The 19117-nt window shown below is 72.2% G+C and carries 17 protein-coding genes; 9 read left to right on the top strand and 8 right to left on the bottom strand.

All coding sequences use genetic code 11. From position 1 onward, the window contains the following. Positions 1-94: 94 nt before the first annotated feature. Positions 95-739 (top strand): GntR family transcriptional regulator, encoded by a 645-nt coding sequence (locus tag SM793_RS04905; protein ID WP_266309865.1) that lies wholly within the window; start codon positions 95-97, stop codon positions 737-739. A 531-nt stretch (positions 740-1270) separates the two neighbouring features. On the opposite strand, the gene SM793_RS04900 is transcribed toward SM793_RS04905, so the two are convergent. Then, positions 1271-1666, bottom strand: a complete 396-nt coding sequence (locus tag SM793_RS04900; protein WP_320436753.1) for a hypothetical protein — start codon at positions 1664-1666, stop codon at positions 1271-1273. A gap of 272 nt (positions 1667-1938) precedes the next feature. On the opposite strand from SM793_RS04900, the gene SM793_RS04895 reads away from it, so the two are divergent. Further along, the gene (locus tag SM793_RS04895; RefSeq protein WP_320436752.1) at positions 1939-2988 is read left to right on the top strand and encodes a hypothetical protein; all 1050 of its coding nucleotides are present in this window, start codon (positions 1939-1941) and stop codon (positions 2986-2988) included. An 894-nt stretch (positions 2989-3882) separates the two neighbouring features. Here SM793_RS04895 and SM793_RS04890 read toward each other — a convergent pair. After that, complete coding sequence (locus SM793_RS04890; RefSeq protein WP_320436751.1) at positions 3883-8115, bottom strand: CHAT domain-containing protein; 4233 nt, start codon at positions 8113-8115, stop codon at positions 3883-3885. Positions 8116-8203: 88 nt separating this feature from the next. On the opposite strand from SM793_RS04890, the gene SM793_RS04885 reads away from it, so the two are divergent. Next, on the top strand, positions 8204-8758 hold the full coding sequence (locus tag SM793_RS04885; RefSeq protein ID WP_320436750.1) for a hypothetical protein: 555 nt from the start codon (positions 8204-8206) through the stop codon (positions 8756-8758). Positions 8759-8842: 84 nt separating this feature from the next. Here the strand turns inward: SM793_RS04885 and SM793_RS04880 are convergent, their stop codons facing one another. The 5 genes from SM793_RS04880 to SM793_RS04860 form a co-directional block, all read right to left on the bottom strand. Then, positions 8843-9265 (bottom strand): low molecular weight phosphotyrosine protein phosphatase, encoded by a 423-nt coding sequence (locus tag SM793_RS04880; protein WP_320436749.1) that lies wholly within the window; start codon positions 9263-9265, stop codon positions 8843-8845. Continuing rightward, complete coding sequence (locus SM793_RS04875) at positions 9262-10716, bottom strand: ASCH domain-containing protein (RefSeq protein WP_320436748.1); 1455 nt, start codon at positions 10714-10716, stop codon at positions 9262-9264. Before SM793_RS04875 ends, SM793_RS04880 begins: the two co-directional genes overlap by 4 nt. 200 nt (positions 10717-10916) lie before the next feature. Beyond that, the gene (locus SM793_RS04870; RefSeq protein ID WP_320436747.1) at positions 10917-11765 is read right to left on the bottom strand and encodes a helix-turn-helix transcriptional regulator; all 849 of its coding nucleotides are present in this window, start codon (positions 11763-11765) and stop codon (positions 10917-10919) included. A gap of 24 nt (positions 11766-11789) precedes the next feature. After that, complete coding sequence (locus SM793_RS04865; protein WP_320436746.1) at positions 11790-12314, bottom strand: DUF6879 family protein; 525 nt, start codon at positions 12312-12314, stop codon at positions 11790-11792. Continuing rightward, a complete protein-coding gene (locus tag SM793_RS04860; protein ID WP_320436745.1) occupies positions 12286-12549 on the bottom strand; it encodes a hypothetical protein in 264 nt (87 codons plus the stop codon). The genes SM793_RS04865 and SM793_RS04860 overlap by 29 nt, the downstream gene beginning before the upstream one ends. A gap of 446 nt (positions 12550-12995) precedes the next feature. On the opposite strand from SM793_RS04860, the gene SM793_RS04855 reads away from it, so the two are divergent. Beyond that, positions 12996-14192: a serine hydrolase domain-containing protein gene (locus SM793_RS04855; RefSeq protein WP_320436744.1), complete on the top strand. Its 1197-nt coding sequence runs from the start codon at positions 12996-12998 to the stop codon at positions 14190-14192. A gap of 68 nt (positions 14193-14260) precedes the next feature. After that, positions 14261-15244 carry an alpha/beta hydrolase gene (locus SM793_RS04850; protein WP_413815876.1) on the top strand — a complete coding sequence of 328 codons (984 nt, stop codon included), beginning with the start codon at positions 14261-14263 and terminating at the stop codon, positions 15242-15244. Positions 15245-15256: 12 nt separating this feature from the next. On the opposite strand, the gene SM793_RS04845 is transcribed toward SM793_RS04850, so the two are convergent. Beyond that, positions 15257-15697: a nuclear transport factor 2 family protein gene (locus SM793_RS04845; protein ID WP_320436743.1), complete on the bottom strand. Its 441-nt coding sequence runs from the start codon at positions 15695-15697 to the stop codon at positions 15257-15259. Between the two features lie 201 nt (positions 15698-15898). Between SM793_RS04845 and SM793_RS04840 the strand changes: the two genes are divergently transcribed. From SM793_RS04840 to SM793_RS36340, 4 genes are all read left to right on the top strand, one after another. Next, the gene (locus SM793_RS04840) at positions 15899-16471 is read left to right on the top strand and encodes a TetR/AcrR family transcriptional regulator (protein ID WP_320436742.1); all 573 of its coding nucleotides are present in this window, start codon (positions 15899-15901) and stop codon (positions 16469-16471) included. An 855-nt stretch (positions 16472-17326) separates the two neighbouring features. Beyond that, positions 17327-17461, top strand: a complete 135-nt coding sequence (locus SM793_RS04835; protein WP_320436741.1) for a hypothetical protein — start codon at positions 17327-17329, stop codon at positions 17459-17461. Between the two features lie 193 nt (positions 17462-17654). Further along, positions 17655-17822, top strand: a complete 168-nt coding sequence (locus SM793_RS04830; protein ID WP_320436740.1) for a hypothetical protein — start codon at positions 17655-17657, stop codon at positions 17820-17822. A 640-nt stretch (positions 17823-18462) separates the two neighbouring features. Next, positions 18463-19113 carry a restriction endonuclease gene (locus SM793_RS36340; RefSeq protein ID WP_413815879.1) on the top strand — a complete coding sequence of 217 codons (651 nt, stop codon included), beginning with the start codon at positions 18463-18465 and terminating at the stop codon, positions 19111-19113. Positions 19114-19117: the final 4 nt, after the last annotated feature.

The raw sequence follows: 19117 nt of genomic DNA, 5'->3' as shown, positions 1-19117 counted from the left end.
GACCCCGCTGGGAATTTTGTATTCAAAATACATAGTGCAGTACACTGAATGCGGTCAAGAGTTATGCTGCGAATCCGAAAAAAGGGGGACCCCGATGGCGATCGAGCGCCGCCCACTGCGCGAGCAGATCCGCGACGAGCTGATGGACCGCCTCACCCGCGGCGAGTTCGCGGCCGGCACCGACGTGAACGAGGCGGTCCTGGCCGCCGAACTCGGGGTCAGCCGGACCCCGTTGCGGGAGGCCCTGATCGCCCTGGCCGGCGAGGGCGTACTGGAGAGCAGCCAGGGCCGGGGCTTCCGCTTCGCGCCGGTCAGCCGCACCGAGTTCCGCGAACTGGTCGCGATCGTCGCCGCCCTGGAGTCGCTGGCCCTGGAGTCCTCCGACCCGGCCCACCTGCGGACCATCGCCCCGCGCCTGCTGGACCTCGCCCAGGGCTTCCCCGACCAGGTCGCCACGCACGCGACCGTCGACCGGCGCGACGACGAGTGGCACGGCCTGCTGCTCAGCGGCTGCTCCAACGAGCGCCTGATCGACCTCCTCACCCGGGTCAAGGCCGGGATGCGGCGCTACGAGAACCTGGTCGTCGCGGAGGACGAGCCGGTGGCGCGCGAGTCGGAGGAGCACTGCGAGATCGCCCGCCGGCTGCTGGAGGACGACCTGCCCGGCGCCATCACCGCCCTGCGGGCCAACTGGATCGGCGGGATGGAGCGGATGCTCGCGCACATCCCGGCGGAGTGACGCCCGTACGCCGCGCCGGTGCCCCTTGGGGCAGCCTCCGACCGCTCGGCAGGGGCCGGGCGGGCGGTCCGCGTTGACACCCCGGCCGACCTGGGCCACCGTAGTCGCAGAGCCGGACCCCGACCCCTCGGCGGACCGGCGAACGCGCTTGTCAGCAGCGCGATTCCAGCCCGTCCCGGGTCCGCCTCCCCCGTCGGACCCGGGACGGCTGTGACACGGAACGGACCTGGACCCCGCTCCTCCGTCTCCCGCGTTCGGCGCCGCCGTTCGGCCGCCGGACTCCGCCAAGTCCTCTTCGCTCGAGGCTTGCTGCAGCGACAAGCACCGCAGTGGCGGGAAGCCGCCACAGGCCCGGGCGGGGCGCGTGGGCGGGGGCGCGATCAACGGAACATTGACGGTCCATCAACTGCCGTGGCATTTACGAACGTTGCACCGTTAGCCGCCGCCTCCCCTTCTTCTGACCCCTCGCTCGACCGGTCCGGTGCCCGCCCCGCCGCGTTCGCGGGGCGGGCACCGGCATGTCCCCCTCCGTCAGTGCCCCGGGGGCGCGTCGGTGGGGTAGACGTGGAACGGGGCCACGTAGGGATAGGGAGCCTGGTGAGCGGCGGGCGGGGCGGCAGCGGTGAGGGCCCCGGCCAGGATCAGGACGAGACCGGCCAGTTGGAACAGGACCGAGACCGCGGAGACGAGACTCAGCGCCACCAGCGGCTCCATGCCCGCGAACACGGTGTCGAGGCCGAGGCTCGACGCCAGGACGAGAATGATCGGCCCCGGGGCCGTCACCAGACAACCGATCATCGCCAGGCGGGCGTTGCGCCCCCGGCGACGGATGAAGGTGCCCGCCACCACGGCACCGACCAACGGCGTGAGGACCGAGACGGCCGCGATGAACAGGTGGACGAGGCCGACGGTCCGGTAGTCGGTCATGGGACTCCAAACGTGTGCGGGGACGGGCGGTTCCGGGACACCCCCGATCACGCACCGGGACCGACCGGCGGTTCCGCACCGGCGCGAAGCGGCCACCGAGGAGCCTCCGCACGGCACGCGCTGCGCCACCTCGGCATCGCCGCCCACATCGCCGGGGACCTGTCGGCGGCCCGCGAGCGGCTGGAGGACGGGGTCGGGACAGGCCGGTACCGGCTATACGATCTCCACCAAACGCACACCCGTGCGACAGAGTTCCATAGAGAAACAGGCCCATGTCCCACCCGTTCCTCATCATCGCCGCCCTCGTCCTCCTCATCAGGCTGGGCCTCTGGCTGAACAAGCACCGCACGGCCCCCACGAGCCGCGGTGTACCCGCACCCGGCCTGGTGCCGCGCGCAGAACTGGTCGAAGTGGGCAGCGAACCCTCCGACCCGGTGGCGCAGGCGGCACTCGACGCGGCCAGAGCAGGGAACTGGCGACCCGCCGCGGCCTACCTCTCGGACGGCGACGGCGACTGGAACACCCGTTACTCCCGGTTGGACCCGTTCGGCGACCTCGCGGCCACCGACGACACCTGGCTCCTGCGATGGCGCGAGGAGCAGCCCGACAACCCCGAGGCCGCCCAGGTGCAGACCGACGCCCTGGTCAAGCGGGCTTGGGAGATCCGTACCTCGCAGTACGCCTCCCAGGTGACCCGCGAGCAGGCCATGGGCTTTCACCAGGTGCTGCAGGAGGCGGCGGAGGTGTCGTACGAGGCAGTCCGGCTCGCCCCGGCCGGGGACCCGAACGCCTGGGTGATGCAGCAGCCGATCGCGATGGGCCAGGGCTGGTCGCACGAGCGCTACCGCGCACTGTGGTCGGAGATCGTCGCCCGCGAGCCCCACCACTACGGCGCGCACGCCGCCGCGCTGCAGTACTGGTGCGAGAAGTGGCGGGGCAGTCACGAGTTGATGCACGAGTTCGTGGACAAGGCGATCGCCGGAGCGCCGACGGGCAGCCTGCTGACGGTGCTGAAGCTGCGGGCGTACTGGGAACAGGTCCTGCGCGACGAGTCCGCGGCCCCGCTCTACCGTTCCGCCGAGTACACGGCCGCCCTGGACGCCGCCCTGGCCGACTTGGAAGCCGCCGACCCCGCCCATCCCGGCATCGTCCCGGCGCGTGGCTGGATCGCCCACGGCCTGATCGAGAACGGCCGCCCGGCGCAGGCCCTGAATCTCTTCCGCAGGATGGGCCGGGAGATCGCCGGCCCATGGCTCTACTACGGGAACCCGGCCGCCGTCTTCGACGCGGCCCGCACCAAGGCGGCCCGCGCAGCCGCCTGACACTGTCGACGGCCGCCCGCCGCTCGCGGCCGCGGCGTCTTCCGCCCTGGTGAGGGCGGGAGCGGTGCTCGCCCTGCTCGCCGTACTCGTGCGGCCGACGTTCGCGAAGCCTTCCGGCTGACAGCAGCTGCGGTGGAGTGGGAAGTCGGGCTCTCCGACTTCCCACTCCACCGGGCGCCCGCGACGGTCGGAGGACACCATCGGGGCCATGGTGGTGGGGGCAACGCCGACGTCATCGGCGGGCAGCCACCAGTAGGACCGGGGGCACCGCCTCTTCCCTCCGCAGGCGCGCGAGCCCGACCGGAGCGTCCGGCGGAACGCTGCCGCGGGTGTCCGCCTGAAAGCGGTCGGACACCCGCCGCACGGTCGGGTCCGTCGGGGCCCGTGCTCAGCGGGCGGACCAGATCGGGCAGTCGGCCGTGTGGCGGGTCAGCATCACCACGGTCCCGCCGTCCGTGACCTGCCGGTCGCGCGAGACCGTGCAGCACGCCACCAGTGCCGGAGGCATCGCTCGGGCGACAACAGGGGCCTCGTCCCGGTCCGGCACCGCGGTACGCGGCCACGCCGGCTCCACGAGCGGCGGCCCGGGCCGGCGAAGGGAGATCCGGCGGCCGACCTGCCCGACGGGCACTCCGAGAGCTCGGGCGCGGGCGTGCAGACGGCGACGGTCACGGCGTTCGGACATGGTCACACCCTGCACCCTCCCACCCCCTCCGCGCCAGCGGCCTGGCAGACGCCTGCCCCCCGACGTTCGGCCGACGCCGCGTCCGGGTGTCCTTGTGTTCGCCATGCACAGCGCACGGCCGGCCGTTGTACAGCCCCGACGCGGACCCGGTCCTCCCCGGCCTCGGTCCTGCCCTCCGCTCTCGGCGTGGGCCGGGCGCCCCGCGCCGGTCAGTAGCCCTGGTAGGAGAAGGCCGCCCAGACCTCCAGGGCGTCCGGGGCGCGGCGGGCCAGCGAGACGAGTTCGGGCGGGGCACCCGGCGGCAGGCCGCGGTCGGGGTCGAGGGCCCACAGCTGGGCGCGGCGCAGCGCCTCGGCGGGCGGGTCCCCGGCGGCGAGGCGGCCGTGCAGGACGTACATGAGCACGCAGACCATCTCGTCGGACACCTCCCAGCGCGAGCCGACCGCACCCGTCGCCCCGGCGGCGAGGAAGGCACTGGAGAGGGTGAGCGCCTCGTCGAGGTCCTCGCCGGTGTGGTCGCTGACGCAGGCGTCGAGCACGACCAGCCCGCCCGGGGAGCCCGGTGGGCGGCCCAGCGCCTGGCGGAGGATGTCACCGACCGGCAGCCGGCCCCGCCGGTCCCCGGCACCCGGGTCGGGGGCGAGCGCGAGGTAGGCGTCGAGCGGCGAGCGCCCGGACGGCAGCGCGTGGCAGGCCAGGTGGAGTACGGAGGCCCCGGCCCGTCCGGGCGCGGGCAGCGCGGCCAGCACCTCACCCGGGGTGCCCGCCCCCTCGGCGTCCTCGACGTAGCCGAGCAGGGTGCCGTGCGGGTAGTGGTCGGCGTGCAGGTACTCGGCCTCGACCTCGGCGAACATCAGGTCCCTGGTCGGGTCGCCGACGATCACCGGCCGTTCGGCGAGCGGCAGCCGGGGCCGCCGGACCACCTCGCAGAACTGCCGCGCGGAGGCGGCGTACGAGACCACCGCCCGTTCCACCACCCGCACCGGCCGGCCGCCGTCGCGCAGCCCGCTGCTGAGCAGCCCCGCGTGCCAGGGCACCCCGCCCAGCGCGCCGAACGGCACCAGCACCAGCCGGGGCGGCGCGCCGGGCGCGCGGCGGGCGGCGGCCGACCGCAGGGCCGGGTGGCGCAGCAGCGGGCGCATCACAGCGGTGCCGGCCCAGTCGCAGAGTTCGCCCAGGGTGCCCTGCCAGCGGCGCCGGGCGGCGACCCGTTCCGGGTGGCGGGGCGGCAGGTGGTCCAGGGTGGCCCGGCGTTCTCGGTGCGCCCGCCGGTAGGTGTGCAGCAGGTCGAGTGCGGAGCTGCTGACCAGGGTGAGGGGCAGCAGGTGGACGGCGCCGCCGTCCTCGCCGGCGGTGATCAGCAGGGCCTGGCCGCTGCGCCCGTCGGCGGGCGGCAGCAGGTAGACCAGGGCGTCCGCGTCGGCCGCGCGCAGGCTCCGGGCGATCTCCTCGACCGGGGGCGCGGACACGAGTGCCGTCCCGGCCGGGGAGGCGGCGAGGGCGGTGAGGGCGCGGCGGCGCAGGTCGTCGGGCATGGGGATGTCGGCGCCGCCGGGGAGGGATTCGAGCAGGGTGCCGGGCAGGCCGAGCAGCGCGTCGAAGTCGAAGGGGTCGGCGGGCGGGCCTTGCCGGGGGCCGTCCGCCGTGCTCTCCTCCGGGCCGGCTGCCGTCCGCTGCTCCGGGCCGGCCGCCGTCCTCTCCTCCGGCCCGGCGCCGAGCCAGGCGTCGGCGAGGTCCTGGTGCCCGGCGATCCGCAGCAGGTCGGGGACGTCGGTGGTGGCGGTGGAGGCGTGCAGCACCAGGCCGCGGCCGAGTTCCAGTGCCTCGACGGCCGCCCGCAGGTGCGTCTCGTCGCCGGGTGGTGCACCGCCGCCCGGGCCCGCCTCGTGCTCCCGGTCGGCGATACACCACCCGGCGATCGTCAGCGCCTCGGACGCGGCGTCCCTGGCCAGCAGCAGGGCGGGTTCGGCCGAGGCCTGGAGCAGGGTCGCGGCGGCGAGTTCGCGCAGCCCGGCCAGCCCGAACCCACGGCCGAGCCGGCGGTCCTCCGGCCCGAGCCGGGCCCGGTGGACGGCGGCGAGGATCCCGCTCACCTTGGCCAGCAGCCGGGTCGGCGTCCCCTGCCGCATCCGCTCGCGCACCGATCCCGCGGCGGCCAGCGCCTCGACGGCGTCGGCGGGCCGGCGCGCGTGGCGGTAGCGCTCCAGCAGCAGGGTGGCCCGCAGCAGCAGGCCCCGGGAGCCCTCCAGGCCGGCCGGGTCGGTCTCCGCGAGGAAGGCGTCGAGGTAGCGGAGCGCGCCGCCCGCGTAGTGCTCGTTGAACGGCCGCTTCGCGGCGAGCAGGACGAACGCGCCGGCGGCCCGCAGGGTCAGCACCGCCTTGTACAGGTGCCCGGCCGGTGTCGCGTCCGCCGCCTCCATCATCAGACCTACCGCGTCCATCAGCCGGGCCGACCCCGCGTGCAGCGCGTGGAAGAACATCACCGCGCCGAGGTCGCCGCGTGCCACCAGCCGGAGCGGGTCGTCCTCGGGCACCGCCGCGACCAGCGGTTCCAGTTCGGCCACCACCCGCCCCATCGCCGCGACGTCCTGGACTGCCAGGGCGGCCTGGAACTCCAGCATCAGCCGGGTCCGTTCAAGCATCGGCCGGTGCCCGCCGAGCAGCCGCCCGACGCCCGGGAGGCCGCTGGTGGCGAGGAAGGCCACCACCTCGTCGGTGTAGCGGCGGGAGGCTTCGAGGTCCTGGTGGTCGCCGCCGAGGAGGTACCGCCGGTAGAGGCTGACGGACAGGTTCTCCAGGTGCACGACCCGGTTGACGTCGTCCGGCGCGGCCCGGCGGAACGCTGCGCGTTCGTACCGGATCGCCGCGTCCAGGTCGGCGGCGGCGTTGGTGAACGCGAAGCGCTTGCTCATCACGGCCGCCAGCGAGCCGTCCAGGTGCTCCGCCGACCACAGGCTGCCGGAGGGCCGGGCCCGGGCGTCGTCGAGCAGGCCGATCACCCGGTCCAGTGCGGCCTGGTCGGTGGAGAACTCGTCGCGGGCGATGGAGGCGTGGGCGAGCTGCTGGAGGATGTCGCTACGGTGGACGCGGTGGTCCTCCTCCCCCATGGTGGCGACGGCCCGTTCGAGGTGGTGGAGCGCCTCCTCCAGGGGGTAGGAGTCGGGCTCCTGCTCGCACAGCGCGTTGACGATCGTGCCGAGCACCGCGTGCGAGGGCGGTCGCACCGGGTCGTCCTCGGCCATCCCGGCGAGGCCCTCGCGCAGCACCTCGACGGCCTCCCGCGCCTCGGCCGTCAGGAGGTAGTGGTCGATCCGGGCGAGGCCGCCGAGCGTGCTCCCGAGCGCCCAGCGCACGGTGCCGCCGTCCGGGTCCTCGGGCGGGACCAGCCGGCGCAGGTCGCGCAGCCGGGCGAGCCGGTGGGCGGCGTCCTCGGGACGGACGGTACCACCGCCGCGGGCCTCGTACTGCTCCACCAGGGCCAGGCAGGCCCACAGCCGGGCGGGCGCGTCGGGCTCGGTGGTGGCCGCGACCGTCTCCAGTTCGGCGACGGCCCGGCCGACCGTCACCGGGTCCCCGGCGCCGTCCCGCTCCGGGCCGAGCAGCAGCCGGACCAGGCACTGGCGGGCGAGCAGTTCGACCGGTTCGGCCAGCTCGGCCGGTCCCGGACCGGCGGCCGGGTCGGGGCGCGGCGGGGCGGCGCCCGCTTCGTGCCACGGCTGCGGGCGCAGCCGGTCGAGCAGGCTGGTCAGGACGGCGTCGGCGGCGGCGCGGTCGGCCGGGGCGCCGTCGCGCTCGTGGCGGTCGGCGAGCGCGCAGCCGAGGGCCAGGAGGAAACCGGGATCCTGCTCGTCGTAGGCGTTGTACGCGCCGTAGCCGCCGTCCCCCTCCCGCCCCTGCCGCCCGTCGCGGGTGCGGTCCGGTCCGCCGGGGCCGAGCACCCGCCACGGGCCGAGCGGTACCGGGACGGGGCAGGCCAGGCGCAGCGCCTCCACGGCCCGGTCGAGGTCCTCCGGGCGGGCCCGCCCGTCCTCCTCCGCGTCCCCGAGCCGCGCGTACAGCAGCAGTCCGAGCTTCGCCGCGGCCACCGCCCGCTCCGGCGCGGCCGGGTCGAGCACGGCCGTACCGATCGTCAACAGGCCGATGGCATCGGACCGTTCGTCCCACATCGCGGCCCGGATGTGCTCGTCCTCGGCGAACTCCGGCCGATCGACGCCGTTCCAGTACCGGACCGCGAGCGTCAGCCCGAGCAGGCACCGGACCTCCGCGAGCGCCCCGCCCGGCGCGGCCGGCCCCGCGTCCTCCAGCAGCGTGCGCGCCGCCGTGAACGCGGTCAGCGCGCCGGACAGCGCCATCGCGGCCCGCCGCGGATCCGTCGCCGAGTCGTGCTCGTCCAGCAGCCGCCGCCCCCGCCCGACCAGCCCGCCGACCTCGTCCCCCACCACCCGGACCTCCCCTTGGCCACATCAATCCCGGTGCCCCGCACGCAGCCCACACGCTACGGTGCCGGGGACGATCCCCGGAGGTGACCCGATGCAACCCCTGCTCCTGTTGGACGTCGACGGGCCCCTGAACCCGTACGCGGCCAAACCGCACCGGCGCCCCGAGGGCTACCGGACCCACCGCCTGCTGACACCCCACTGGCACGCCGCCGAACGCGCCCGCCTCCGCGCCCACGGCCTGCCCAACAAGCCGGTCAAACCCCTCCGGGTCTGGCTCAACCCCACCCACGGCCCGGCCCTCGCCGCACTCCCCTTCGCCCTCACCTGGGCGACGACCTGGGAAGCGGAGGCCAACGATTTCATCGCCCCCCTGCTGGGCCTGCCCGAACTCCCCGTCATCACCTGGCCAGACCCCCGGCCGGAGCCCGCGGACGGCGTGTTCTGGAAGACACCCGCCATAGTCTCCTGGGCCCAGGGCCGCCCGTTCGCCTGGGTGGACGACGAGATCACGGACGCCGACCGCACCTGGGTCGCCACCCACCACAACGGCCCGGCCCTGCTCCACCGGATCGACCCCCGAGTGGGCCTGACGGCGACCGACTTCACCACCCTGGCGGACTGGGCGGCCGCGACACGTAGCCCGTGAGGGTGACCACCTCCCCGGCGCCGGACGTCCGGCCGCTCCCCGGCGGCTCGTCACGTCCGGGAGCGACCGGAACCAGCGATGGAACTACGTGGCGTAGAACAGCCTCGTGGCGTCCTGGATCTCGGAGACGGCCCTGGCGAAGTCCGGCAGCTCGCCGCCCCAAGGGTCGACGATGCCCTCGCCGAGGATGCGCACGGGCCGGTCCGGGTCGACGAGGGCCTGGACAGTTGCGGCGGTCTCCTCGTCCACGACCAGCAGGTCGTCCGCCCAGTCCAGCAGTTCCCGGTCCAGGAACGCTCCGCGGTGCTCGGTGAGGTCGTAGCCGAATCCGGCGGCGGCCTGGACCATGAGGGGGTGAGCGGGCTTGCCGACGTGCCAGTCCCGGGTGCCGGCCGAGCGCACGTCGAGGGTGCCGCCGGCCCGCTCGGCGATGACCAGCGCGGCGATCGGGGAGCGGCAGTGGTTGCCCCTGCAGATCACCAGGACCTTTCGGCGGGTGAGGCTCATGCGTGATCCACCCGCTCGATCTCGAACGTGAGCACGCCGAGCGCTTCCTTGTGGGGCGGGAAGATGGCGCGGATCGCTTCGAGCTGTTCGATCTCGGTGGCGTGCGGGTTGACGGCTTCCACGCGCTCGGTGCCGAACATCTCCGTGAAGGTGCGATACCTTCCGACCCGCGTGACGCGGGTCAGGCAATTCGACTCGCGGCAGGTGAAGTTGATCAGGTCTCCGGCCTTGATCCGCTTCATCGACTCGTACCCGACGCGCACCTCGACGGTCTTCTCGCCCTTGGCGATCAGGTCGAAGTACTGCCGGTAGATCGGCATGGTGCGGGGGCGCTTCGCCTGGGAGTTGTGCGGTGCAGGCTGGCGGGTGCTCATCAGGGTTTCCAATGCGGTCGTGGTGTAGGACCGGAAGAAGTGCTTGGGGTCGCTGAGCACCAGCTCGCCGAGTCCTGTCAGCGCGTCGACGTAGTCCTCCTGGGTGCCGGGCCACGCGGAGGGGTCGAGCACCCAGGCAGGGGTGTTCTCGTCCTGGGTGAGCCCGAGTTCGGCGGCTTCGCGCAGCAGGCTCTTGGAGAGCTTGCCGCCGTCGCTGCCGAGGATCTGGGGGGTGAAGATCCGGACCGGCAGGGGGCCGACCGGCAGCCCGAGGGCAGCGTGCGCGCCGTCGACGAGCTGGCAGCCGAACGCCCAGTCGCCGCCCTTGACCATGACGTGCAGTGTGCGGTCGTCGGGCCGGTAGGAGCGTTCCTTGACGACGTTGCGGTAGAGCGTGGCGAGATCGAGGTAGCCGCCGCCCAGGGGCGTGATGTCGGCCTCGTAGTGGCCGTGTTCGAAGCAGTGGGCCTCGAACAGGCCGCCGGCCTCGTCCAGTTCCACCAGCCTCGTCCGGTCGGCGTACTTCTCGGCCCAGCCGCAGACCGGGCAGGGCAGCCGGATGTGCGCGCTTCCGCTGTTCGGCGAGAGCCAGGTGCCGACCTCCTCCAGCAGCTCCAGGGTCCGGAGGAACTCGGCCCGGAAGGCCGGGGTGTCCTGCTGCTGGGTGTAGGTGCTGACCGTGTAGGGCACGTTCGTCCGGGTGCGGCAGGCGTCGAACAGCGGGAGGTAGTGCCGGGCGACGAGCGCCGTGATCTCGTCGGCGCTCAGGCTGTGGGCGAAGGCTCGCTGGTACCGCCGGTTCTCGGCCCGGACGGTCTCTGCCGGAGAGTTGTCGAGCGCGCAGAAGTCCACGCTGGTGTCGACACCGAACTCGTCGCGGGCGCGCTCCGCCAGCAGGAATGCGAGGCTCTGGACGAGGTGGGTGCCGACGTGAGGCTGTCCGTTGATCTGTGTGCCCACCGAGAAGTCGATGCTCTCGATGTCGGAGTCCCCGATGCGGGGCCTCAGGACGTCCACGGCATCGTCAACGGCGTTGGCGAGCACGGTGTTCGGGGACTTCAACGTCGGTGTGGTCATGATGCGCCTCCCTCAGGTCGGGACGGTGCGGAAGGTGGTGCAATGCGGGCGCCCCGGCGGTCACGACCTGACGGCACTCACGCCCGGGATTGCGTCTCGCCATCGGTCCGTCCTCCTTCGCGTCGGCGGTGGTGGTGCGTGATAGACCGTAGGGAGGCGGCTACGAACGGTGCCATGTTCTTGCACCGTCTTGCACGGATTCACCCGAGAGAGGCGATGGCCTCCTCGATCAAATTCCTGGCCTGAGGACCGTAGACGGCCATCGACGCGAGGACCTTGAACGCCTTGGCATAGGTAGCGACCTCTCCCGGGGCGGTGATCGTGACGGCTGCCGACAGAAGCTCGGCGTTCACCTGCCGGTCATCGAACATCGAGAACGCCTCCAGTGGCCACATCCTGCGAGGTGCTCCGAAGGGAATCACACCGAAGCTGACCCGCGGTGCGCCCATCACCTCAAGCAGATAGCGCAGTTGGTCCTCCAGGGCAACAGGGCCCCCGATGGGGTACCGCAGGACGGTCTCCTCCACAACGAGAGCAAAGGTTCGATTTCCCTCGTGAAGGAAGCGGGTGCGCTGCAGTCGGCTTTCGACGGCAGCCTCAACGTCGTCCGGCGTCTGTTGGAATTCGGTGATGGTAGCCATCAATGCACGCGCGTATGCCCGCCGTTGCAGCATCCCTGGAAATACGTTCGAGCAGTAGACGCGGATCTGCCGGCTGCGGTCCAGCACGGGAAGAACCACTTCCTGGGCGTGCTTCATCCTGGTCCGGTGCAAGCGCTTCCACTCTACGTACATCTCGCCGGCTTGGCGGTTCGCGGCTACCAGATCGCCGGCCAGCTGCGCGGCACCGCACGCCTCGCACCATTCACGGATGTCCGCATCGGACGGCGGAGTCCTGGCATTGGCGATCCGCGAGACCTTCGACTCGCTCCATCCCAGGAGCAGAGCCAGGCCATGGCCCGAGAGTCCGGCATCCCGTCGAAGCTCCTTCAGACGGGCTGCGATGGTCTCGCGGGCGCTCTGAGCGCTTGACGACGGAGAAAGAGACATGGCCCGGCGGTCTGTCGATCGGAGTCAGAGGGTGTACTTCTCGTGGTCGACGGCCCGCCCCCAGACAGCCTCGAAGGCCGCGGCACAGAGCCGTGCCACGTCGGCATCATCGGAGTGCTGCGGGCCCAGACCCCTCCCATAGCCGTCGAACAGATTGAAGCGCACCAGCTTCCCGTCGAACAGCCAGAAGTCGTTTCCGGGGAGGGCAAGGTCCGATGCGTGGCTCCGGGGAAGCCAACGGACCAGCTCACCGGCGGCCACGTTCACCTGGGTGATGTGGTGCTCATAGCGGATGTAGGTCGTCACCGGCTCCGAGACGATCCGCGCCCGTCGTACAACGACGCCACGCGCGAGCGCGCGCCGAATGGCCTCGGTCCAGTCCTGCCAGTACTCCGATTCAGGATCTACGTCGACGGCTTCGCCGCGCTGCCACCGGGCGATCTCGTCGGACTCCTCCTCGATGCCGTACTGGTCCCGCATCTCCAGGTGGACAGCCGAGTGTTCGGCGGCATCCAAGAGCTCATAGAAGCTCGGAACCTTCTGCGGCATCGCATGCCTTCCTGAGGATCGGCACCATCCGGCGCGGAATTCGAATCACTGCTTCGTTGTCGGGGATCGAGTTGGCGTGGTCGGGCCCGTGCCCGGCCTCGAGGACCTTGCCGATCAAGGTCCTGTCCGCCGCATAGCTCTGCACGACCAATTCCCCGGACTCGTCATCGACCCAGACGGTCGGGCTCTGGTCCTTGCCCGTCTCCGGGTCGATACCCACGAACCGTAGTGCCATGACCACTCCTCCTGTCATGTCGCTTGCGCGATCTTGCACAGACGTTGCACAGAAGCTCAGCATTGCGTGCGGAAATGCTGTTTGTCAGGCGTTTCCGGTTCTGACGGTCGGACTTGTTGTGCTGCCGTCGAGCGCACCGAACGGCAGACCCGGTTGGCCGCCGGGCAACGGGCTGCCCGCGAGGATGAGCCAGGGCGGACCGTTCCGTTGGGGTAGGTCGGCGTGAGGTCCGGTGCGCCCGCTCGCCGATCTCCGGCCGACGGAGAAGCCGCTTTCCATGCACCGCAGAGCTTCAGGAAGTGGAACGCAAACTGCTGTGAGCAGGGCCGATCGGGTGGATTGTGGAATTTTCTGATGGTTCGTACAGGTGATCGGGGTAGTTGGCGGGGGCTCCTCGCCGACGATCGGCGGGGTGGATGCCCCGAATCGCAGAGAGGCCCTGGATCATGAGAAGACGTTCGCCGGTCCGTACGCTCGTCGTGGCGGCGCTCGCCGTTGCCGGGTTGCTGCCGCTGTCGGCGGCCGGCGCGCCCGCCCTCGGGGGCGCGCCCGCTGTGTACAGCGGTGTGGAGGACGACGAAGCGGGGGAGCTGAGCCCGGAGTTGCAGGCGAAGCTCGACGAGGCCGTGCGGCGGGTGATGAGGGAGGCGGGCATCCCCGGGGTGCAGGTCGGGCTGTGGCTGCCGGGGCGGGGCCGGTACGTCCGCTCGTTCGGGGTGGCCGACAAGGAGACCGGCGCGCCGATGACGGACCGGCTGAACATGCGGATCGGCAGCGAGACCAAGACCTTCACCGCCACCGCCGTGCTGCAGTTGGTGGACGAGGGGCTGGTCGGCCTGGACGAGCCGATCGCCGCCTACCTGGACGGCGTGCCGTGCGGGGAGGCCATCACCGTGCGGAACCTGTTGGAGATGCGCAGCGGGCTGTTCCCGTACAGCGCGGACGCGGACTTCGGGAACGACTTCCTGAGCGATCCGCAGCGCGTCTTCACCCCGCAGGAGCTGCTCGCGTACGGGTACAAGCACGACAACGTGTTCCCGGCGGGCACCCGCTACCAGTACTCGAACAGCAACTACGTCCTGCTCGGCCTGCTGGTGGAGAAGCTGAGCGGGCGGAGTATCGAGCAGTTCGTCCATGACCGGATCACCGTGCCGAGCGGCCTCGGGCACACCCGCTACCCCGAGGGCACCGCGCTCCCCGCGCCGTACGCGCACGGCTACACCAACCAGACGCTGTCCGGGGAGGTCGCCGACGCCACCCACTGGAACCCCTCCTGGGCCTGGTCGGCGGGCGCGATCGTGTCCGATCTGCGCGACCTGAAGCACTGGGCCGAGGATGTCGCCACCGGCACCCTGCTGTCCCCCGCCACCCAGGCGCAGCGGCTGAAGATGCTGCCGACCGGGATCCCCGGGGCGGACTACGGGCTCGGGATCTTCAACATCGGCGGCTGGATCGGCCACAACGGCTCGCTGCCCGGGTACGAGAGTCTGACGATCTATCTGCCGGAGGAGTGCGCGACCCTGGTACTGCTGCTCAATTCCGACATCATCGCCCAGAATTCGGAGCCCAGCACGCTGGTCGGCAAGGCGGTCACCAGCATCGTGACGCCCGATCACGTCTACGACATCCCGCCCGGTAAGTAGGCTCGGGGAGGTGACGCGGGGTGGGTGGCCGGCCGGTCCCCACCCCGGCCGGACGGAGGGGGCGGGTCGTGAACGGTGACGGCGGCGGGCGGGCGGTCCCGCCGGTGGTGGACGCGGAGGTGCGGGCCGCCGGGGTGGGGGCGGGGGAGCCGCTGACGCCGGAGAACCTCGCGGCCCGGCAGGCGCGGGACGCGGCGGCGCGGCCGAGGCCCGGGGTGGCGGAGCTGCGGGACGGCGGCCGGTTCGAGGTGGCGGAGCTGGCGGTGCCGGGGCTCGGCGGCGGGCCGGAGGTGCGGTTGGTGAGCGCGCGGCCCGCCGGGGCGGTGGGACCGCTGCCGCTCCTCTACTACCTGCACGGCGGCGGCATGGTGATGGGGAACGCGTGGTCGGTCCTGCCGCGTCTGCTGCGTGAACTGGCCGAGCCGCTGGGGCTGGCCGTGGTCTCGGCGGAGTACCGGCTGGCTCCGGCGGCGCCGTACCCGGCGGCGGTGGAGGACTGCTACGCCGGGCTGCTCGCGGTGGCCGGGCGCGCGGCGGAGCTGGGCGCGGACGCCGGGCGGATCGTCGTCGGCGGCAAGAGCGCGGGCGGCGGTCTGGCGGCGGCGCTCGCCCTGCTGGCCCGGGACCGGGGCGGGCCGGTCCCGGCCGGCCAGCTGTTGCTGAGCCCGATGCTGGACGACCGGGACCGCACCTTCTCCACCCACCAGCTGGCGGGCCACGACACCTGGGACCGGACGTCGAACACGACCGCCTGGCGGGCCGTGCTGGGCGAGCGGTACGGCGCCGCCGAGCTGCCGCCCTATGCGGCGCCCGCGCGGGCCACGGACCTGACGGGGCTGCCGCCCGCCTATCTGGAGGTCGGCTCGGCCGAGACGTTCCGGGACGAGGCGGTGGCGTACGCGGACGCGATCTGGCGGGCCGGCGGCGCCGCCGAGCTGCATGTCTGGCCGGGCGCGTGCCACGGCTTCGACACCTACGCCCCGGAGGCCGCCGTCAGCCGCGACGCCCGGGACGCCCGGCTGCGCTGGCTGCGGCGCGTCCTCCGGGGCTGACCGCAGGGGCGGCTACGCCGACTCCAGGGCCGCGACCAGCTGCGGCAGCGTGCCGGTGAGTGCGGCGAGCGCCAGGTGGTCGTGGAAGTCGCGGCTGTGCACGATGAGTCCGTCCCGCACCCGCAGGACCTGGAGGTTGGCGGCGGTGAGGCTCCGCCCGGTGGTGCGGTGGCGCACCTGGTAGTCCCACTCGGCGACGATCACCTCGGGGTCGTCGGTCTCGCGGACCACCACGTTCCGGTGGCTCAGTTCCAGTGGGGACTGCCCGCCGAGCTGGGCGAACCGTTCGGCGAGCACCTTCCGCCCCTCGAACCGGCCCGGCCCGCCGGGTTCGAGGGGCGTCTCCACCACGACGTCCTCGGCGTAGAGCGCGGCGAGCTCGGTGAAGCGGCCGGCCGTGATGCCGTCGAGCAGTACGTGCAAGGTCTCGCGCGGTGACCGAGTTTCGGACATGATCAACCCCCGGAACGACAAGGACGAAACGACAAGGACGGAGCGGCAAAAACAGAGCGGCAAGGACGGAGCGGCAAGGACGAGGATGCGGCCGCCGCAACCGGACCTGCGGCTCCGGTACGACGATACGGACTGGGCAGTCCGGTTGTCCAGGCCCGGCCGGCCGGCGTTTTCGCCTTCGCACGAAAGGGAGTTGAGAGGATGAGCGACACAGAGGAGCGACCGCTCCGGGCGGACGCGGCCCGCAACCGGGCCAAGTTGCTGGACGCCGCCACCGAGGTGTTCACCACCTGCGGCGTCGGTGTGCCGACGGAGGAGATCGCCCGCGCCGCCGGCGTCGGCGTCGGCACGCTGTTCCGGCACTTCCCCACCAAGGAGGCCCTGTTGGAGGCGGTGATGGTGCGTCGGATGGAGACGATCGCGGTAGGGACGGCCGAACTGGCCGCCGGGGCCGAGCCCGCCGAGGCGTTCTTCGGCTGCTTCCGGCTGATCGTCGAGCAGTCCGCCGGCAAGAACGAGTTCGCCCCGGTCCTCGCCGCGGCCGGCATCGACGTGCACTCCGCGCTGCGCGCGTCCTCCGACGTCGTCCGCACCCGGCTGGCGGACCTGCTGGACCGCGCCCAGCGGGCCGGGGCCGTCCGCGCGGACCTCACCCTGCCCGAACTGATCGCGCTGATCGTCGGCACCGGAGCCACCCTGGACCAGCTCGGCCCCGACCCGGCGGGCCACGGGCGCGTCCTGGACGTGGTGTTCACCGGGCTGCGCCCGCACTGAACCTCCGGACCGGGACCGGGACCGCTCCCCCGGGCGCCGCCGCAGAGTGGTGGGCCAAGGGCCGTGCGCCGAAGTGCCGCACGCAGGGACCCGAGGACCGCGGCGGCACCGCCGAGTACCGCGGTGGCGGCCAGTGAATGGCCCCACAGCCAGGCCGCGGTCTGCACGACGGCGCCGAGCGCGAAGAGCCCATCAGGAACGCGAGGCTGCTGTCACTGTCGCCGTCGGTACCTGTGTTGTCCTGGCGCCGCGTGCGTCCTGCGCCGGGCTTCATGCCTGTCACCGACCGTTTCCTTCCCGTCCGACGAGAGGGTAGGGCCCGACCGTAGCCGCGGTTCATGTTTCTGATGAATCGCCGTAATTCGACGGCTTATTACAGCTTTGACGGGCTGTCAGTGGCCGTGTGGCCGCTGACCGGCTAAGGGCGCGGGCGCCCCTCTTCTACGCCCCCGGCGTACGCTACTGGTTTTCGCCAGATGCATCGACGATGCCCACCGCACTGCGACCGGGATATCGTCCAGCTGACAGGTGATTCGCGGGGTGAAGGCTCTAGCTGCGTTCTATTCGTCCATCAAGAGCGCTATTGCGTCGGGCAGTTCGGCAGCCTGGGCAAGTGCAGGTGTTGGCCCCGCCGCGAAGCCGGTATCGGCGCGAGATCCGGTCCGATTTCCGCTGCTGCCTGTGATCGACTATCGACATCCCGTCAGTTTGTCGGGCAGTGCTACATCAGAGGGCGGAGCGGGCCGCGAGGGGCGGCCCGCCGACGGGAGGGGAGCCCATCCGATGCCGATGCCCGAGGGATACCACGTCGTCCGCAGCCACATCCGACGCAACCCGCGACCGAGCGCGAGGAGGATGAGCGGCTGGACGATCGTCGACGTCTGCACGCTCGTGTGGCTGTGGAGCCATTTCATCGGCTTCGGCGACACCGGCGCGGCCACGCCAAACAGTCCGGCGCTGACGGCCACCTCCGCCCCGGTGGCCTCCTGATGGCTCGCGGGCGACGCCGGTGGCTGCGCTGGCCCCGGGGTACCACCGAGCACGTGGCGGCCGGTGTCACTCCCCTGGCGGTGGCCACGTTAATCACCCAGGCCGCGATCGCCGGCGCCCGGGTCACGCCCAGTACTGGCCCGTACTCGTCCCTCTTGCAGCCACCGCCCTCGCCGGCGCGGTACTGTGGTGGGTGCGGCTCCGCGCCGCTGATAGGGCCCGCCCGGCGCGACTGGCCGGTCTGCAGCTGACCCTGAGCAGCATAGACGCGCTGGACGACCAGGAGTTCGCGTTCGCGTTGCGGAACCTCCTGGTCCGCGACGGCTGGACGGTCGGCAGGGCGGCCAGGCCGCCGACGTGATCGGTCAGCAACCGGCACTGGGCCGGATCGTGCTGCAGGCGAAGCACACCACAGTCGACGGAAAGGTCGGCTCCCCGTGATGTACCAGGTCAAGGGCACCGCCGGCCGTCCACGGTGCCGACATCGCCGTCGTGGTCACCAACGGCTCGTTCACTGCGACGCCAAAGCAATGGGGCGACAAGCACCAGGGGCGCTGGGTCGACCGCGACCGGCTCCGTCTGTGGGCCGAGAACGGCGTGGCCCTCCACGAACTGCCGCACCTGCCAACCGAAGGCCCCGGCGGCGAGCACGCCCCGTCGCCCGGCCGTTCCGGCGCCAGCACCCCGAGGTACAGTTGGGCCGAACGGTGCGCCATGACGGTACCTTCGATCCGCTGCTGAGGCCATCGCCTGAGCGGTTCTCGCCATCGCCGTCGCCAAGGTGGTCCGGCAGTGGCTGAGCACCTCCTGCTGGCGCTGGCTCAGCGTGGACGTCTGGGGCTGGATCACCGATCACCCCTGGTGGTCGGCTCTGATCGCCGCCCCGATCGCGCTGGCACCCGTCGTGCTCGCGGCCCACCTCCTCACCCCACGCGGGTACGTCCGCTACGTGGAGGACGACTTCGACAACGAGACCCCGGCCATCCTGATGTACGGGATGCATTACCTGGACACGATGGAAGCCACGGAGTTCGAGCGGGCGTGCGCCGACCTGCTCGCCCGCGACGGCTTCACCGGGGTCCAGCACTCGGGCCGGCCGCACCGGGGACCTCGGCGCGGACGTCATCGCCGGGGACCACCTCGGCCGCAAGGTGGTCGTGCAGTGCAAGCACTACGGCAAACCGGCCGGATCCCGGGACATCCAGACCTTTAACGACACCGCCCGCCCCGAACACCACACCGACGTACCCGTCATGATCGGACTCAACGGCTTCACCCGGGACGCCCGCGCCTTCGCCGCCCGCCACGACCTCGTCCTCCGTCCTCGTCAACCGGCAGATCCTCTGCGACTGGGCCCAGGGCACCCAGCTCTACGACGCTATCGACGACGAAGTGAACCGCGCCGGCGCCTGAGCACCCGCCGGCGCCCTGTCGGCGGGGACACCCGTCCTCGCCCCGGCCCGCTGAAGCCGCTCAAGCCGAGGCTGAGCACATCATCACGGGCACGGGACGACCCAGTACGACAGCACCGAGCCGTGGCCCTCGGCGACGCCGTCGCCGTAGCAGAACGGAGCTCGGGAACAGGAAGTACTCCTCCTGGAACGACGAGTTCCTCCTCCCTGGATCCGACCAGTCGTTGGATCACCGTTTAGAAGT

The organism is Kitasatospora purpeofusca (genome assembly GCF_034043715.1).
Classification (GTDB): domain Bacteria; phylum Actinomycetota; class Actinomycetes; order Streptomycetales; family Streptomycetaceae; genus Kitasatospora; species Kitasatospora purpeofusca_A.
This window is presented reverse-complemented; position numbering and strand designations above follow the sequence as displayed.

What these genes read in the sequence shown, in the direction of transcription:
- SM793_RS04905 (WP_266309865.1), top strand. Translation starts at nt 95, where the DNA reads ATGGCGATCGAGCGCCGCCCACTGCGCGAGCAGATCCGCGACGAGCTG.
- SM793_RS04900 (WP_320436753.1), bottom strand. Translation starts at nt 1,666, where the DNA reads ATGACCGACTACCGGACCGTCGGCCTCGTCCACCTGTTCATCGCGGCC.
- SM793_RS04895 (WP_320436752.1), top strand. Translation starts at nt 1,939, where the DNA reads ATGTCCCACCCGTTCCTCATCATCGCCGCCCTCGTCCTCCTCATCAGG.
- SM793_RS04885 (WP_320436750.1), top strand. Translation starts at nt 8,204, where the DNA reads ATGCAACCCCTGCTCCTGTTGGACGTCGACGGGCCCCTGAACCCGTAC.
- SM793_RS04880 (WP_320436749.1), bottom strand. Translation starts at nt 9,265, where the DNA reads ATGAGCCTCACCCGCCGAAAGGTCCTGGTGATCTGCAGGGGCAACCAC.
- SM793_RS04875 (WP_320436748.1), bottom strand. Translation starts at nt 10,716, where the DNA reads ATGACCACACCGACGTTGAAGTCCCCGAACACCGTGCTCGCCAACGCC.
- SM793_RS04870 (WP_320436747.1), bottom strand. Translation starts at nt 11,765, where the DNA reads ATGTCTCTTTCTCCGTCGTCAAGCGCTCAGAGCGCCCGCGAGACCATC.
- SM793_RS04865 (WP_320436746.1), bottom strand. Translation starts at nt 12,314, where the DNA reads ATGCCGCAGAAGGTTCCGAGCTTCTATGAGCTCTTGGATGCCGCCGAA.
- SM793_RS04860 (WP_320436745.1), bottom strand. Translation starts at nt 12,549, where the DNA reads ATGGCACTACGGTTCGTGGGTATCGACCCGGAGACGGGCAAGGACCAG.
- SM793_RS04855 (WP_320436744.1), top strand. Translation starts at nt 12,996, where the DNA reads ATGAGAAGACGTTCGCCGGTCCGTACGCTCGTCGTGGCGGCGCTCGCC.
- SM793_RS04845 (WP_320436743.1), bottom strand. Translation starts at nt 15,697, where the DNA reads ATGTCCGAAACTCGGTCACCGCGCGAGACCTTGCACGTACTGCTCGAC.
- SM793_RS04840 (WP_320436742.1), top strand. Translation starts at nt 15,899, where the DNA reads ATGAGCGACACAGAGGAGCGACCGCTCCGGGCGGACGCGGCCCGCAAC.
- SM793_RS04835 (WP_320436741.1), top strand. Translation starts at nt 17,327, where the DNA reads ATGAGCGGCTGGACGATCGTCGACGTCTGCACGCTCGTGTGGCTGTGG.